Source organism: Egibacteraceae bacterium, from assembly GCA_040905805.1.
Taxonomy (GTDB): Bacteria; Actinomycetota; Nitriliruptoria; order Euzebyales; family Egibacteraceae; genus DATLGH01.
The window spans coordinates 17,630-32,636 of sequence record JBBDQS010000003.1 but is presented as its reverse complement, the minus strand read 5'-3'; the positions used below and the strand labels follow the sequence as shown (position 1 = coordinate 32,636).

13 protein-coding genes are annotated in these 15,007 nt (G+C 72.3%); 7 read left to right on the top strand and 6 right to left on the bottom strand.

Features of this window, described 5'->3' with window-relative positions:
* Window positions 1–75: 75 nt before the first annotated feature.
* The gene (gene ltrA / locus WD250_00875) at window positions 76–1,443 is read right to left on the bottom strand and encodes a group II intron reverse transcriptase/maturase (protein MEX2618747.1); all 1,368 of its coding nucleotides are present in this window, start codon (window positions 1,441–1,443) and stop codon (window positions 76–78) included.
* 577 nt (window positions 1,444–2,020) lie between these two features.
* Here ltrA and WD250_00870 point away from each other — a divergent pair.
* Complete coding sequence (locus WD250_00870; protein ID MEX2618746.1) at window positions 2,021–3,043, top strand: LLM class F420-dependent oxidoreductase; 1,023 nt, start codon at window positions 2,021–2,023, stop codon at window positions 3,041–3,043.
* A 7-nt stretch (window positions 3,044–3,050) separates the two neighbouring features.
* On the opposite strand, the gene WD250_00865 is transcribed toward WD250_00870, so the two are convergent.
* The 3 genes from WD250_00865 to WD250_00855 form a co-directional block, all read right to left on the bottom strand.
* A complete protein-coding gene (locus WD250_00865; protein MEX2618745.1) occupies window positions 3,051–4,478 on the bottom strand; it encodes an NAD-dependent malic enzyme in 1,428 nt (475 codons plus the stop codon).
* An 85-nt stretch (window positions 4,479–4,563) separates the two neighbouring features.
* A complete protein-coding gene (locus WD250_00860) occupies window positions 4,564–7,107 on the bottom strand; it encodes a DUF3516 domain-containing protein (protein ID MEX2618744.1) in 2,544 nt (847 codons plus the stop codon).
* Window positions 7,104–7,478, bottom strand: coding sequence for a S4 domain-containing protein (locus WD250_00855; protein ID MEX2618743.1), 375 nt, complete (start codon window positions 7,476–7,478; stop codon window positions 7,104–7,106). Before WD250_00855 ends, WD250_00860 begins: the two co-directional genes overlap by 4 nt.
* Before the next feature lie 147 nt (window positions 7,479–7,625).
* On the opposite strand from WD250_00855, the gene WD250_00850 reads away from it, so the two are divergent.
* The gene (locus WD250_00850; GenBank protein MEX2618742.1) at window positions 7,626–8,342 is read left to right on the top strand and encodes a Uma2 family endonuclease; all 717 of its coding nucleotides are present in this window, start codon (window positions 7,626–7,628) and stop codon (window positions 8,340–8,342) included.
* Between the two features lie 74 nt (window positions 8,343–8,416).
* Here WD250_00850 and WD250_00845 read toward each other — a convergent pair whose 3' ends face one another.
* On the bottom strand, window positions 8,417–8,653 hold the full coding sequence (locus tag WD250_00845) for a LuxR C-terminal-related transcriptional regulator (protein MEX2618741.1): 237 nt from the start codon (window positions 8,651–8,653) through the stop codon (window positions 8,417–8,419).
* Between the two features lie 133 nt (window positions 8,654–8,786).
* Here WD250_00845 and WD250_00840 point away from each other — a divergent pair, with 133 nt between their 5' ends.
* From WD250_00840 to WD250_00825, 4 genes are all read left to right on the top strand, one after another.
* The gene (locus tag WD250_00840; protein ID MEX2618740.1) at window positions 8,787–8,930 is read left to right on the top strand and encodes a hypothetical protein; all 144 of its coding nucleotides are present in this window, start codon (window positions 8,787–8,789) and stop codon (window positions 8,928–8,930) included.
* A complete protein-coding gene (locus tag WD250_00835) occupies window positions 8,931–9,356 on the top strand; it encodes a peroxiredoxin-like family protein (protein ID MEX2618739.1) in 426 nt (141 codons plus the stop codon).
* Window positions 9,353–11,023, top strand: a complete 1,671-nt coding sequence (ilvD, locus tag WD250_00830) for a dihydroxy-acid dehydratase (GenBank protein ID MEX2618738.1) — start codon at window positions 9,353–9,355, stop codon at window positions 11,021–11,023. Before WD250_00835 ends, ilvD begins: the two co-directional genes overlap by 4 nt.
* A gap of 128 nt (window positions 11,024–11,151) precedes the next feature.
* Window positions 11,152–12,954, top strand: coding sequence for a S8 family serine peptidase (locus WD250_00825; GenBank protein MEX2618737.1), 1,803 nt, complete (start codon window positions 11,152–11,154; stop codon window positions 12,952–12,954).
* Window positions 12,955–12,965: 11 nt separating this feature from the next.
* Here WD250_00825 and WD250_00820 read toward each other — a convergent pair whose 3' ends face one another.
* The gene (locus WD250_00820; protein MEX2618736.1) at window positions 12,966–14,027 is read right to left on the bottom strand and encodes an alpha-hydroxy acid oxidase; all 1,062 of its coding nucleotides are present in this window, start codon (window positions 14,025–14,027) and stop codon (window positions 12,966–12,968) included.
* Between the two features lie 91 nt (window positions 14,028–14,118).
* On the opposite strand from WD250_00820, the gene WD250_00815 reads away from it, so the two are divergent.
* Window positions 14,119–14,871, top strand: a complete 753-nt coding sequence (locus WD250_00815) for a VOC family protein (GenBank protein MEX2618735.1) — start codon at window positions 14,119–14,121, stop codon at window positions 14,869–14,871.
* Window positions 14,872–15,007: the final 136 nt, after the last annotated feature.

The following is a 15,007-nucleotide window of genomic DNA, read 5'->3' as shown; positions in this document are numbered from 1 at the left end:
CGGTTCCCCATCCCCCTTTCGATCCGTACGTGCGGTTTTCCCGCATACGGCTCTCCGATGGTCGTCTTGGCATGGTTACGCAGCTCCCGGGTAGCGGACGGTGCCTCGCAGGCGATGCAGGCCGTGTGCTTCGAACCACTCGCGGGTCCACGCGTCAGCGCGTCCGGCGTGCAGGTTGCGGCCGTAGCGCTTGACCATCAAGCGCCTCAGCCGCCATGCCACATACCGGTCGAGCTGGTTGAACTTGCGAGCGGCGTTGCCGGTTCTGAAGTAGTTGCCCCAGCCACGCAGGATCGGGTTGATCATCGCGATGATCTCCCTGATGTCCTGGTGGCAACGGTTGCGGCCGGTCAGCGCCTTGATCTTGGCGCGTGCCCGCTTCATCGAACGTTGTGCGGGCCAGCGGTGCAGGTAGTAGACGCGTCGCCGCTTCTGCTCCCACAACCGACCCGACATGCGCGCTCTGAAGTGACACCCGAGGAAGTCAAAGCCTTCCCGGCCCTGCCGCAGGTCAACAACCTTCGTCTTGTCTGCATGCAACGCCAGACCCATACCGGCCAGGATGTCCCTGACCACGCCCAGCGCCTGCTCGGCCTGCGCCCTGGTGCGACACATGACGACCCCATCGTCCGCATAGCGGACAAAGATGCCGTGGATGCCTTCCATAGCCCGGTCGAGCTGATGCAACACGATGTTGGCCAACAACGGCGAGATCACCCCGCCTTGCGGCGTGCCAGCGACCGTCTGCTGCCACGCCCCGTCGACCATCACCCCGGCCCCAAGAAAGCCCCCGATGAGCTTGAGCACGCGCCGGTCCGACACCCGCCGGGCCACCAGACCCATGACCACATCGTGGTCGATGGAACCGAAGAAGTCCGCGATGTCGAACTCGACCGCCCACCCATAGCCCTTGGGGAACGCCGTCCGGATGGCCTCTTTGGCGTCGGTGGCCGACCGCTTCGGCCGGTACCCATACGAGCACGCCAAGAAGTCAGCCTCAAAGATCGGCTCCAAGACGACCTTCGCCGCCGCCTGAGCCACCCGGTCGCGCACCGTGGGGATGCCCAACGGGCGCACCCCACCAGCCGGCTTGGGAATGTCCACACGCCGCGCGGGCGCCGGACGATACGAACCTGCCTGCAAGTCCTGGCGCAACTCACGCAGCATGCGGTCCACGCCATAGGACTCCACATCGGCCAGCGTCACCTTGTCGACACCAGCCGCGCCTTTGTTGGCCCGGACCCGCTTCCACCCCTCCATCAGGACGTCACCCCGACAGATGCGGTCATACAGGGCGTGGAAACGCCGCTCCGGGGACTGCTTGGCCGCAGCCCATAGCTTGCGTTGCAGTCGTTGCACGTTCGACCCCACCGGCGGCAAGCCGTTGAGGTCCACGAGAAGCGATCGCTCCCCGGGGTGGTTGGACCGGGCGGTCCCGGCCATGCCCTTGCGCGTACCTGCTCCGCTCACGTGACCAAAGTCCGGGCCCTTCCCTCCTGGTGCGTTGTTCTGCACACCGATCATCGGTACTACGACCCCGTCGGACTCCCGCTGCCCTCCGCTGCGTTTCACCATCGGCTTATCGCAGTGGTCTTTGCCCGACGAAGGCCAGGCAGACGGGTCTCTCCACTTCCGAACCGAACCGTGCGCGCGTGCAACTTCCCGTACCCCGCAGGGACCCGCCAGGCTGACCCCGGAACAGGGCATGGCGGACATGGCCTTCGCCGTGACATGAGCGGCTCGGCTCCCCGATTGTTCATGTGTCGAGGCTGCAGTCGCAGCCCGCGCGCTTGCTCCCTCCCAAAGAGGCTTTCGACACCCCGCTCAGCCCCTCGGATCTCTCCTCGGGACCGGGGCCTGCTACTGGGCGCTCCGGTACCTACCCAGGCGGGACTCTCACCCGCAGGCTCGATCCAGCTTCGTGGACGCAACATGGCCACGGATCGTACGCGGCGACCGCGCCGCGCTCGTCGGGGCGATGCTGGGTAGGCTCGGCCCCGACCCCACGACAGGAGGCCGCATGCGGCTCGGACTGAACCTCGGCTATGCCGGCGCGGTGATGGACCGGGTGCTGCCGTTGGTGCAGCACGCCGACCGGGTGGGGCTCGACTCGGTCTGGGCGGCCGAGGCCTACGGGTCGGACGCGGTGACGGTCCTGGCCTACCTGGCCGCCCGCACGGAGCGCATCAAGCTCGGCAGCGGGATCCTGCAGATCCCGGCCCGCACCCCCGCGAACACCGCCATGACCGCGATGACCCTCGACGCGCTGTCGGGGGGCCGGGCCCTGCTGGGCCTCGGCATGTCCGGTCCGCAGGTGGTCGAGGGGTGGCACGGCGTGGCGTACGGCCGCCCGCTGGCGCGCACCCGCGAGTACGTGGAGATCGTGCGCAAGGCCATCGCGCGCACCGCTCCGCTCACCCACGACGGGGAGCACTACCAGATCCCCTACACCGGCGAGGACGCCACCGGCCTGGGCAAGCCCCTGAAGGCCATCCTGCATCCGGTCCGCGACGCCGTGCCGATCTACCTGGCCGCTATCGGGCCCCGCAACGTGGCGCTGACCGCCGAGATCGCCGACGGCTGGCTGCCCATCTTCTACTCACCCGAGCGCGAGGACGTGTTCGCCCAGCACGTCGACAAGGGGCTGGCCGCCGCGGGGCGCGACCGGGACTCGCTGGACATCGCCGCGTCGGTGTACGTGGCCGTGGGTGACGACCTCTCGGCCTGCCGTGACGAGCTGCGCCCGTTCTTCGCCCTCTACATCGGCGGCATGGGAGCGCGGGGCACGAACTTCTACCATGACCTCGCCAGCAACTACGGCTTCGGCGAGGCTGCCGACCGCATCCAGACCCTGTACCTGGACGGCAGGAAGGCCGAGGCCGCCGCCGAGGTGCCCGACGCCCTGGTCGACGAGATGGCCCTGGTGGGCCCGATGGAGCACATCCTCGAGCGGCTCGAGGTGTGGAAGGCCTCCCGCGTCGACACCCTCATCCTCGGCACCCACGACCCCAAGGTCCTGGAGACCCTCCAGGGCGCGCTGTAGCGGCGCCCTACTGGTCGGGCACGACCTCGCCGACGGCGTCGGCGAGATCCTCGCCGGAGGCCACCCGCCGCACGGCCTCGGCGACGGCGACGACCACCTCGTCGTTGAAGACGCTCGGGATGATGTAGGTGGGGTGCAGCTCGTCGGCGCCCACGACCAGAGCGAGGGCCCGGGCAGCCGCCACCTTCATCTCCTCGGTGATGCTCGTCGCGCGCGCGTCCAGCGCCCCCCGGAAGATCCCGGGGAACGCCAGCACGTTGTTGATCTGGTTCGGGTAGTCCGACCGGCCGGTGGCCACGACCGCCGCGTGGTCCAGCGCGCCGAGCGGGTCGACCTCGGGGTCGGGGTTCGCGAGCGCGAACACGATCGCGTCGTCGTTCATGCGCGCCAGCTCCGCGGGCGCGAACAGGTCGGGACCCGATACACCCACGAAGACATCGGCGCCCTCGAGCGAGTCGAGCAGCGTGCCCTGCCGACCCGACGGGTTGGTGTGCTCCACCAGCCAGCGCTTGGAGTCGTTGAGCCCGTCGCGCCCGGCGTGCAGGATGCCGCGGCTGTCGCTCACGATCACCTCGCCCACCCCCTCGGCGAGCAGCAGCTTGGCGATGGCGACCCCCGCCGCGCCCGCGCCGGACAGGGCGACGACCAGGTTGTCCATCCCCTTGCCGACGAGCCGCAGCGCGTTGGCGAGCGCGGCGAGCACCACGATCGCGGTGCCGTGCTGGTCGTCGTGGAAGACCGGGATGTGCAGGGAGGCGCGCAGCCGCTCCTCGATCTCGAAGCACTTCGGCGCCGCGATGTCCTCCAGGTTGATGCCGCCGAAGACGGGTTCGAGCAGCTGCACGGTGCGCACGATCTCGTCCGTGTCGGTGGTGTCCAGGCACACGGGCCACGCGTCGATGCCGGCGAACTGCTTGAACAGCACGGCCTTGCCCTCCATCACGGGCAACGCGGCGGCCGGGCCGATGTCGCCCAGGCCGAGCACGGCCGTGCCGTCGGTCACGATCGCGACGGTGTTGCCCTTGATCGTCAGCGAGCGGGCGTCTTCGGGGGTCTCGGCGATCGCCAGGCACACGCGCGCCACGCCCGGGGTGTAGGCCATCGACAGGTCGTCGCGGGAGCGCAGGGGGATCTTGGAGGTGACCTCCAGCTTGCCCCCCAGGTGCAGCAGGAACGTGCGGTCGCTGACCCGGTGCACCTCGGCGCCCTCCACCGCGTCGACGGCGGTCGAGATCCGCTCGGAGTGGTCGGTGTCGGCGGCGTTGACGGTGACGTCGACCGTCAGCCGGCCGCCGCCCGTCTCGACGAAGTCCACGGCGGTCACCGCCCCGCCCGCCTCGCCGACCGCCGTCGTCACCCGCCCGAGCACCCGCTGGTCCTCGGGGTCGAGATGCAGCCGCATCGTGATCGAGTAGGACGCGCTCGTGCTGGACATGGGCGATCCTCGCCTGGGGCCGGGCCGGGCAGACCTCGGCCGGTGGACTGGCGCCGGTCATGCTACGGGCAGACCGACCCGCGGCTCAGCCTGCGCCGACGTCGGTGACGCGCACCACCGCGGTGCCGGCCTCGTCGGAGGCGGCGAGATCGACCTCGGCGGTGATCGCCCAGTCGTGGTCGCCGACCGGGTCGTCGAGCACCTGGCGGACCCGCCAGACGCCCGGCTCCTGGTCGATCACCAGCATCTGCGGCCCGCGCGCGTCCGGGCCGGTGCCGATCTCGTCGTGGTCGTCGAAGTAGGGCCCGAGCGCCTCCGCCCACGCCTCGGCGGTGAAGCCGTCGCGGCCGTCGAGCTCGCCGAGCTCCGCCCACCGCCGGCGGGCGGCCAGCTCGACGCGGCGGAACAGGGCGTTGCGCACCAGCACCCGGAACGCCCGCTCGTTGGCCGTGACCGGCGGGGGCGGTTGGTCGACCACCGACGCGCCGACCGCGGACCCGGCGAGGTCGGGGTTGAGCAGGGTCTCCCACTCGTCGAGCAGGCTGGAGTCGGTCTGGCGCACCAGCTCGCCGAGCCACGCCTCCAGGTCGTCGACCTCCTCGGTCTTGCGCTCGTCGGGCACCGTCTGGCGCAGCGCCTTGTAGGCGTCGGACAGGTAGCGCAGCACGAGCCCCTCCGACCGCGTCAGCTCGTAGAACGCGACGTAGTCGGCGAACCCCATCGCCCGCTCGTACAGGTCGCGCGCCACCGACTTGGGCGACAGCGCGTGCTCGCCCACCCACGGGTGGCCCTGCCGGTAGTACTCGTAGGCGGTGTCGAGCAGCTCGGCCAGGGGCATGGGGTGGGTGACCGACTCGAGCAGCTCCATGCGCTCGGCGTACTCGATCCCGTCGGCCTTCATCTGGTTGACCGCGACACCCTTGGCCTTGTGGACCTGGGCGCGCAGCACCTGGCGCGGGTCCTCCAGGATCGCCTCGACCACGCTCAGCACGTCCAGGGCGTAGGTCGGCGACTCCGCGTCGAGCAGGTCGAAGGCGGTCACCGCGAACGGGGCGAGCGGCTGGTTGAGGGCGAAGTTGGGCTGCAGGTCGATCGTCAGGCGGACACGCCGGCCCTCGTCGTCGGGCTGCTCCAGGCGCTCGACGACCCCCGCGGCGAGCAGCTCCCGGTACAGCGCGATCGCCCGGCGGATGTGGCCGCGCTGCGCGGCACGGTCCTCGTGGTTGTCGGTCAGCAGCGTGGCCATGGTGGCGAACGCGTCGCCGGGACGCGCGATGACGTTCAGCACCATCGCGTGGGTGACGTCGAAGCGTGACGTGAGCAGCTCGGGCTCGGCGTTCCTGAGCCGCTCGTAGGTCGGCTCGGCCCAGCTCACGAACCCGTCGGGCGGCTTCTTCTTGGTCACCTTGCGCCGCTTCTTCGGGTCGTCGCCGGCCTTGGCCTGGGCCTTGGTGTTCTCCACCACGTGCTCGGGCGCCTGCACGACGACGGTGCCGGTGGTGTCGTAGCCGGCGCGCCCGGCACGCCCGGCGATCTGGTGGAACTCGCGGGCCTGCAGGTGGCGGGTCTTGATCCCGTCGTACTTGGTCAGCGCGGTGAACAGCACCGTGCGGATCGGCACGTTGATGCCGACGCCGAGGGTGTCGGTGCCGCAGATGACCTTCAGCAGCCCGGCCTGGGCGAGCTGCTCGACCAGGCGGCGGTACTTCGGCAGCATCCCCGCGTGGTGCACGCCGATGCCGTGGCGCACCAGGCGCGACAGGGTCTTCTTGCCGAAGCCCGCGGTGAACCGGAACCCGCCGACGAGCTCGGCGATGGCGTCCTTCTCCACGCGGGTGCACACGTTGATGCTCGTGAGCGCCTGCGCGCGCTCGGCCGCTGAGGCCTGGGTGAAGTGCACGACGTAGATCGGGGCGCGCCTGGTCTCCAGCAGCTCCTCGATGGTCTCGTGCACCGGCGTGGTGACGTAGCGGAACTGCAGCGGCACGGGCCGGTCGACGGAGGTGACCACGGCGACCTCCCGACCGCTGCGCCGGTGCAGGTCTTCCTGCAGGTGGCTGACGTCGCCGAGGGTGGCGGACATGAGCAGGAACTGCGCCTGCGGCAGGCTCAGCAGGGGGACCTGCCACGCCCAGCCGCGGTCCGGGTCGGCGTAGAAGTGGAACTCGTCCATGACGACCTGGCCGATGTCGGCGTCGGCCCCCTCCCGCAGCGCGAGGTTCGCCAGGATCTCGGCGGTGCAGCAGACGATGGGGGCGTCGGCGTTGACCGCGGCGTCACCGGTCATCATGCCGACGTTGTCCGCGCCAAAGACCTCGATCAGGGCGAAGAACTTCTCGCTGACCAGTGCCTTGATCGGCGCGGTGTAGAAGCAGGTCCGGTCCTCGGCCAGCGCGGCGAAGTGCGCCCCGATGGCCACCAGGCTCTTGCCCGAGCCCGTCGGGGTGGACAGGATCACGTGCGAGCCGGAGACGATCTCGATCAGCGCCTCCTCCTGCGCGGGGTAGAGCGTGAGCCCGCGCTCACCGGCCCATCCGGTGAAGGCCTCGAAGAGCGCGTCGGGATCGGCCGGCTCCCCGCGGGGCGGCAGGTGGTCGGTCAGGCGGGTGGACGCCGGCACGTCGGTCACCGCTTCTGCCGCCCGCGCGCGCGCTCGAGCTGGCGGCGCTCGCGCTTGCTGGGGCGCCCGGCGCCCCGGTCGCGCACGGGCACCTGCCCCGCCAGGGGGTCCTGGGGCGGCGGTGGCGGGCTGTGGTCGACCAGGCACTCGGCGGCAACCGTTGCGCCCACCCGCTTGTCGAGGAGCCGCGCGACCTCCACGATGCGCTCGCGGTCGCCGACGCGCACCCGGATGGTGTCGCCCACCGCCACCGGCGTGGACGGCTTGGCCCGCGCGTCGCCGACGCGCACGTGCCCGCCGCGGCAGGCCTCGTTGGCCGCCGCCCGCGTCTTGAACAGGCGCACGGCCCACAGCCAGCGGTCGACCCGTGTGGATTGCACGACCCCCATGGTTCCACGGCAGCGGCTCGCTGCCGAACGCCCGACCGTGGCGGCGGCGACGGTGCGCAGATCAGCCGCCGGTCGCACGCCCAGAGCGTAGGCTCATCCACAGGCGAACAGCACCCATCGGACCGGAGGTGACCGGATATGGCTAGCGTGCCGGGCATGCCGTCACCGATGGATCTCGACGACGTCGCGCTGCTCGCCCCCGAGGAGGAGTCCGTGCCCGAGCACGACCTCCACCGCGTGCTGGTTGACCTGCTCGCGGCGGGGCTGGTCGAGCGCTTCACCGATCGCGCCGACGTCGCGGTGTTCTCCCGGCTCGCCTGGTTTCCGGATCGGGGCGACACGCGCGTGCGGCTCGAACCCGATGTGATGGTCGTGTTCGGCCGGCCGCCCGGGCCGCGCAAGAGCGACAAGGCGTGGCAGGAGGCCGGTGTCGCACCCGCGGTGCTCATCGAGGTGTGGTCCGACGATGACACCGACGCGGACGACCGGCGTCGGCTCGCCAGGGCGCGGGCCTACGGGGTGGATGAGGTCGTCATCGTGGACCCCTTCGCCGTGGGGGGTGTGCGCGTCGAGCACCTGCGCGGCGTCGATGAGCGCTTCCGGTCGGTCGCGTCCACCTCGACCGAGGACCAGCTCGTCGTCATCGACTCGCTCGGTGTCAGCATGGCCGGCGGTGAGGAACTGCAGGTCATCGCCGACGACCGGCGCTGGCCCACGACCGCCGAGGCGTTCCGCCTTGCCCGCACCAAGGGGGAGCGCGCCGACCGAGAAGCCGCCCGCGCTGACGGGCAGGCCGCCCGCGCCAAGCGGCTGGAGGCGCTCCTGCGCGGCGCTGGCATCGACCCGGACGGGTGAGCCGCGCCAGCTGCGCATGCTGCGGACGGCTCGGGGCTCACGGCGGGGCGCGGCCCTCCAGGTAGTCCTCGCGCTCAGATCAGCCGCCGGTCGCTCGCCCCGCGGGTGAGCTCGTAGCGGCTGGACAGCTGGAGCTTGCGCAGCACCGCCGAGACGTGGGTCTCGACGGTCTTGACGGACAGGTGCAGCCGCGACGCCACCTGCTTGTAGGCGTAGCCGCGGGCGATCAGGCGCAGGACCTCGCGCTCGCGGTGGGCGTGGCGATCCTGGCCTCGCTGCGATCCCGGGAGGACTGACCCATCGCGGACCATCAGTGAGGGGTCTGGCGCACCGCAGCAGTGCGCCAGACCCCTCACCCGGTCGGCCGCCGGGGGGCGCCGGCCCCGTCGGCCGCTTGTCCCAGCAGGCCAGCGGGCCAGCGGGCCAGCGAGGCAGTATGGGCCTATGCCTGCCGTGACCCCCGCCCCCGACCTCGCCGCCCGCCTGGCCCCGATGGTGCTGCCCGAAGCCGACGGCGGCACCGTCGAGCTGGGCTCGCTGTGGGCCGTGCAGCCGCTGCTGCTCGTGCACCTGCGCCACTTCGGCTGACTGTTCTGCCGCGAGCAGGTCGCGCAGTTGCGCGCCGTCCAGGACGACATCACGCGCGCCGGCGTCGGCATCGCCGCGGTGGGCACCGGCGATCCCGCCTACGCCCGCGACTTCAAGGCCACCACCGACATCGCCTTCCCGCTGCTGGTCGACGACACGCGCGCCTCCTACCGCGCCGTCGAGGCCGGACGCACCTCCCTCGTGGGGCTTGCCCGCCCGACCGTGATTGCCCGCAGCGTGCGGGCGCTCGCCCGCGGGGTCCGTCAAGGGCGGCCCGGCCAGGCGCAGCTGATGCTCAGCGCCACCCACCTCATCCGCCCGGAGGGCACCGTGGCGTTCGCGTGGCGCGGCGACACCGTCGCCGACACGCCACCCGTCGACACCGTGCTCGACGCGCTCACCGAGTTTGGTTCAATGCCCAGATGAAGAGACCCCGCAGCACCGACGTCACCGACGGCTTCCAGCGCGCACCGGCCCGGGCGATGCTCCGGGCGGTCGGCATGACCGAGGACGACTTCGACAAGGCGCAGGTCGGCGTGGTGTCGTCGTGGAACGAGGTCACGCCCTGCAATTTGCCGCTGGCACGGCTGGCCGGTCTGGCAAAGGACGGCGTGCGCGCCGCGGGGGGCTTCCCCATCGAGTTCACCACCATCGCCGTGTCCGACGGCATCTCGATGGGCCACGAGGGCATGCGCGCGTCGCTGGTCTCCCGGGAGGTCATCGCCGACTCGGTCGAGACGGTGATGCACGCCGAGCGCTTCGACGCCATGGTCACCTTCGCGGGCTGCGACAAGTCCCTGCCGGGCATGGTGATGGCCGCCGCACGCCTGGATCTGCCGGCCGTGTTCTGCTACGGCGGCACGATCATGCCGGGGCGCTACCAGGGCCGCGACATCGACATCAAGGACGTGTTCGAGGCCGTCGGTGCCCGTGCGGCCGGCACCATCGACGATGACGAGCTGCACGAGATCGAGTCCCGGGCCTGCCCCACCGAAGGGTCCTGCGGGGGCATGTACACCGCCAACACCATGGCCGCCGCCATCGAGGCGCTCGGGATGAGCCTGCCCGGCTCGGCGTCGCCGCCCGCGATCGACCCCCGGCGCGCCGAGCTCGCGACCCGCTCCGGCGAGGCCGTGATCGGCCTGCTCGAAGCCGACCTGCGCCCCCGGCGGATCATCACCAAGCAGTCGCTGGAGAACGCCGTGGCCGTGGTCATGGCCATCGGGGGCTCCACCAACGCCGTGCTGCACCTGCTGGCCATCGCGGCCGAGGCCCGCGTCGACTTCTCCCTGGAGGACTTCGACCGCATCGGCCGGCGGGTCCCGCACATTGTGGACTCCCGGCCCCACGGCCGGTTCCTGATGAGCGACATCGACCGGGCAGGGGGGGTCCCGACGGTCATGCGCGCCCTGCTTGACGCGGGGCTGCTGCACGGCGATCAGCTCACGGTCACCGGCGCGACGATGGCCGAGAACCTGGATGCCCTGGGTGACGTGCCCGCCCCCGACGGGGAGGTCATCCGCCCCGTCGACCGCCCCATCCACGCCGACGGCGGTCTGGCCGTGCTGCACGGCTCGCTGGCGCCGGCCGGGGCCGTGGTGAAGGTGGCGGGCCTCGACACCGACCGGTTCGAGGGCACCGCGCGGGTCTTCGACGGCGAGGCCGACGCGATGGCCTGGGTGCTCGCCCGCAAGGCACAACCAGGCGACGTGATCGTCATCCGCTACGAGGGGCCCAAGGGCGGCCCCGGCATGCGCGAGATGCTGGCCGTCACCGCGGCGGTCAAGGGGGTGGGCCGGGGTGCGGACGTGGCGCTGCTGACCGACGGGCGCTTCTCCGGTGCCACGCATGGCCTGTGCGTCGGCCATGTCGCTCCCGAGGCGGTCGACGGCGGGCCGATCGCGCTGGTCGCCGACGGTGACCGCGTCAGCCTTGACGTGCCCAGCCGCCGTCTGGACCTGCACGTCGACGACGACGAGCTGGCACGGCGCCGGGCCGGCCTCAAGCACCCCGAACCGCGCTATCCCACCGGCGTGCTCGCCAAGTACGCCAAGCTGGTGTCGGGCGCCGAACGTGGCGCCGTCACCGGCTGAGCTGCCGGGTCGGGACGGATTGGTTCGGGCGCACCCGTCCGGCCGGCCGTGAACGGCCCGGTTACCGACCGTACAGTGGGGGCGTGTCGCTCGTGCCCTGGCGAGCCCCGACTGCTGGGAAACCGCTCGTGTCGTGTGCCTCTTCGCGCCTGTTCTTGCTCGCCGCGCTGGTGATCGCCTTGACGCTGGCGGTGGCCGTGCTGCCCGCCGGGGCCCTGGAGACCGCACCCAACGACCGGCCGGTCGCGGTTGCCGCCATCGTCGAGACCCCTGACGGTCCCGCCGTCCAGCGCCACACCGCGGCGTCGCCCGAGCAGGCGCAGACGCTGGTGGCGGAGCTGCGCACCCGCGACGACGTGGTGACCGCCGAGATCGACGTCCGGGTCCACTCCCTGGAGGAGCCGGCGGCGCCGGCGCAGGCGGAAGAGATCGTCCAGACCCAGGCCGTTGACCCCGAGCGCGCCGAGCAGTGGGCCCTCGACCGCCTGCAGGCCGAGACGGCCTGGACGTCCACCCACGCCGACGGGCAGGTCGTCGCGATCGTGGACAGTGGCGTGGACGCCGATCACCCCGACCTCCAGGATCTCGTCATCGACGGCTTCGACGCGCTGGACGTGGGCACGCTTGGCAAGGTCGACCCGCTGACCCCCTGCTCGGGGACCTGCCGCGGGCACGGCACGCACGTCGCGGGGGTCGTCGCGGCGCTCGTCGGCAACGACATCGGCATCGCGGGCCTGGCCCGCGGGGCCTCGATCATGCCGGTGCGGGTGCTGGATCCCGCCGGGTTCGGGGACTCCAGCGATGTCGCCGAGGGCATCATGTTCGCCGCCGACCACGGTGCGGACGTCATCAACCTGAGCCTCGGGTCCATCGAGCCGTCCCAGCTCGTCGAGTTCGCCGTGGCCTACGCGACCCGACACGGAGCGCTGGTCGTGGCCGCCGCCGGTAACCACGGGCGCTACAGCCCCGACATCCATCCGGCCGTCGACCCGTGGACGCTGGCGGTCGGCGCGACCGACCGCGACGACACGGTCGCCTCCTTCAGCGGGCAGGGCACCTGGATCGACCTCGTCGCCCCGGGGGTGGACATCCTCTCGACCCGGCCGGTCAGCGCCCCAGCCCTGTACAGCATGGACAGCGGCACCTCCATGGCGACCCCCCACGTGGCCGCGGCGGCCGCACTGGTGCGCCGCCGCCACCCGTCCCTGTCGCCCACTGGCGTGGCCGCGCACCTGCGCGCCACCGCGACCGACCTGTCGCCGGGCGGGCGTGACCGCACCTCGGGGGACGGCCTGGTCGACCCCGTCGCGGCCCTGAGCCGCTCCCCCGCCGGCCAGGGCCCGTGCGACGCCCCGCGCACGCCCAGCTCCGGGTTCCGCGACGTCGGCAGCAACAGCCACGGCCCGGCCATCGACTGCGTGTACTGGTTCCAGGTCACCCAGGGCGCAACCGCCACCACGTACGCCCCGGCGGGCCAGGTGACCCGAGGGCAGATGGCCTCGTTCATCGCGCGGATGCTCACCCGCTCGGGCGTGGAGCTGCCCACCTTCAGCGGGCACCGGTTCAGCGACGTGTCCGCGCACAACGTCCACCGCACGGCGATCAACAGCCTCGCCAGCGTGAGCATCGTGGAGGGCCACAACGGTGCGTACGCCCCGAACGAGGTCGTGACCCGCGACCAGATGGCGTCCTTCCTGGTCCGCTCGCACGACTACGCCCAGGGTCAGGTCAGCCGTGCCTCGCTGCCGGCGGCCAGCCGCCAGTTCGGCGACATCGCCGGCAACGCCCATGAGTCCAACATCAACAAGGCCGCCGTGGCCGGTTTGGCCAACGGGGTCACCACCCTGCGCTACGCCCCCCGCCAGGGGGTTCGCCGCGACCAGATGGCCACGTTCGTCACCCGCACCATGGAGCGGTTCGCGAGCCAGTAGCGCCGGCCGCGTCAGCGGGGCGGGTCGGCGAGCAGGTCGCCGGTCACCTGCTCCACGGTGGTGGCACCGCACAGCGCGAACGCCCGGGCCGTCTCCTCGGCGAACCCATCGAGCACCGCCACCACCCCCTGCTCCCCACCGGTGGCCAGGCCCCACAGCACCGGACGGCCGACCATGACCGCCCGGGCCCCGAGCGCGAGCGCCTTGACGACGTCGGTGCCCCCGCGCACGCCCCCGTCGACGTAGACCTCCGCCGCGTCGCCGGCCGCCGCGACGACCTCGGGCAGCGCGTCGGCGGTGGCGATCGCCGAGTCCAGCTGGCGGCCCCCGTGGTTGGACACGGCGATGCCGGCCGCGCCCGCGGCGACGCACGCCGCGGCGTCGTCGCCGCGCACCACCCCTTTGACCACCAGCGGCAGGTCCGACAGCGACCGCAGCCACTCGAGGTCGTCGAACGTCAGCGACGGGTCGATCTCCCCGGCTGCGTAGGCGTGCAGCCCCGAGCCCGCCACCTGCGGGACGGACGCGCCCACGTTGGCCATCTCCATGCCGACCGGCAGGGAGAAGCGGTGGTGCTCGTCGCGCCGGCGGAACCCCAGCACGGGCAGGTCCACGGTCAGCACCAGGGCGCGGTAGCCCGCGGCGACCGCGCGGGCGACCAGCTCGGCGGTCTGACCGCGGTCGCGGCGCACGTAGACCTGGAACCAGCGCGGCGCGTCCGGGGCCGCGGCGGCCACGTCCTCCAGCGACACGGTCGCCAGCGTCGAGGCGACCATGACCGTGCCGGCGGTACGCGCCCCCCGCGCCGTGGCGGCTTCGCCGGCGTCGTCGGCCAGCCGCTGGTAGGCCGTCGGTGCGACGAGCACCGGGGCGGCGACCCGCGTGCCCAGGACGGTCGTGGCGGTCGACACCGCACCGACGCCGCGCAGGACGCGGTACCGCAAGCGCAGGCGGCGCCAGGCGGCCACGTTGTCGGCCAGGGTCAGCTCGTCGTCGGCTCCGCCCGCGTAGTAGTCGTACGCGGCCGGCGCGAGCCGCTCGCGGGCCTGCTGCTCGAGCCGGCGGAGATCCATCGCGCGCCACCCTAGGCCACCGCGCCCCGCACATCGGGGAGGCGACCGAGCCGCCCGCCGTCGGCGCGGAGGGCGTAGCCTGCAGCCACGTATGGCGACGCGACTGGATGCGGTGACGGTGGAGACCGCCGACCCGGGACGGGTGGGGCGGTTCTGGGCCGACGCCCTCGGCTGGTCGATGCTCGACGAGCAGCCCGGCTCGGTCACCGTCGGTGTGCCAGGCGCCGACGTGTGGGGCGACGGCGGCCCCGTACGGCTGGTCTTCCTGGCGGCGACCACGCCCAAGTCCGCCAAGAACGGCCTCCACCTCGACCTGGCTTCCGCGACCCTCGCCGACCAGCGGGCCACCGTGGAACGGCTGCAGGCTCTCGGCGCCCGCCGGGTCGACATCGGCCAGGAGGCGACACCGTGGGTGGTGATGGCCGACCCCGACGGCAACGAGCTGTGCGTGCTGGATCCGCGCCAGGACTACGTCGAGGCCGGACCGATCGCCGCGGTCCTGGTCGACTGCTCGGATGCGATCGCGCTCGCCAACTTCTGGATCAAGGCCACGGCCTGGCCGGCGCTGCGCTACAGCGACGGGTACGCGGCCCTGCGCCACGCGCGCCAGCCGACGACCTGGTTCGAGCTGCTCGAGGTCCCCGACCACACCGCGAGTGCGGCGCGCGTCCACCTCGATGTCGTGACCGGCCCCGACCGCGACCTGCCCGACGAGGTCGCGCGCCTGGAGGCCGCCGGCGCGCGCCGCCTGCCCGAGGGTCGCCGATGCTGGGACGGCGACGCGCCCCGGACAACCCTGGCCGATCCGCAGGGCACCGTGTTCTGCGTGCGCCAGCACCCGTAAGCGGACATGGGGGGCCAAAGCCCACGCCCGCAGGACGGCCGCTGCGCGCCCCGAGCGGATCCCGCATGACGCCCGGGCAAATCGCCGGGCCACACGACCACCCTGGAAGTGGCCGTCCGGCCAGGCCACACGCCCG

What these genes read in the sequence shown, in the direction of transcription:
- ltrA (MEX2618747.1), bottom strand. Translation starts at nt 1,443, where the DNA reads ATGGCCGGGACCGCCCGGTCCAACCACCCCGGGGAGCGATCGCTTCTC.
- ilvD (MEX2618738.1), top strand. Translation starts at nt 9,353, where the DNA reads ATGAAGAGACCCCGCAGCACCGACGTCACCGACGGCTTCCAGCGCGCA.
- WD250_00870 (MEX2618746.1), top strand. Translation starts at nt 2,021, where the DNA reads ATGCGGCTCGGACTGAACCTCGGCTATGCCGGCGCGGTGATGGACCGG.
- WD250_00845 (MEX2618741.1), bottom strand. Translation starts at nt 8,653, where the DNA reads ATGGTCCGCGATGGGTCAGTCCTCCCGGGATCGCAGCGAGGCCAGGAT.
- WD250_00865 (MEX2618745.1), bottom strand. Translation starts at nt 4,478, where the DNA reads ATGTCCAGCACGAGCGCGTCCTACTCGATCACGATGCGGCTGCATCTC.
- WD250_00840 (MEX2618740.1), top strand. Translation starts at nt 8,787, where the DNA reads ATGCCTGCCGTGACCCCCGCCCCCGACCTCGCCGCCCGCCTGGCCCCG.
- WD250_00820 (MEX2618736.1), bottom strand. Translation starts at nt 14,027, where the DNA reads ATGGATCTCCGCCGGCTCGAGCAGCAGGCCCGCGAGCGGCTCGCGCCG.
- WD250_00850 (MEX2618742.1), top strand. Translation starts at nt 7,626, where the DNA reads ATGGCTAGCGTGCCGGGCATGCCGTCACCGATGGATCTCGACGACGTC.
- WD250_00815 (MEX2618735.1), top strand. Translation starts at nt 14,119, where the DNA reads ATGGCGACGCGACTGGATGCGGTGACGGTGGAGACCGCCGACCCGGGA.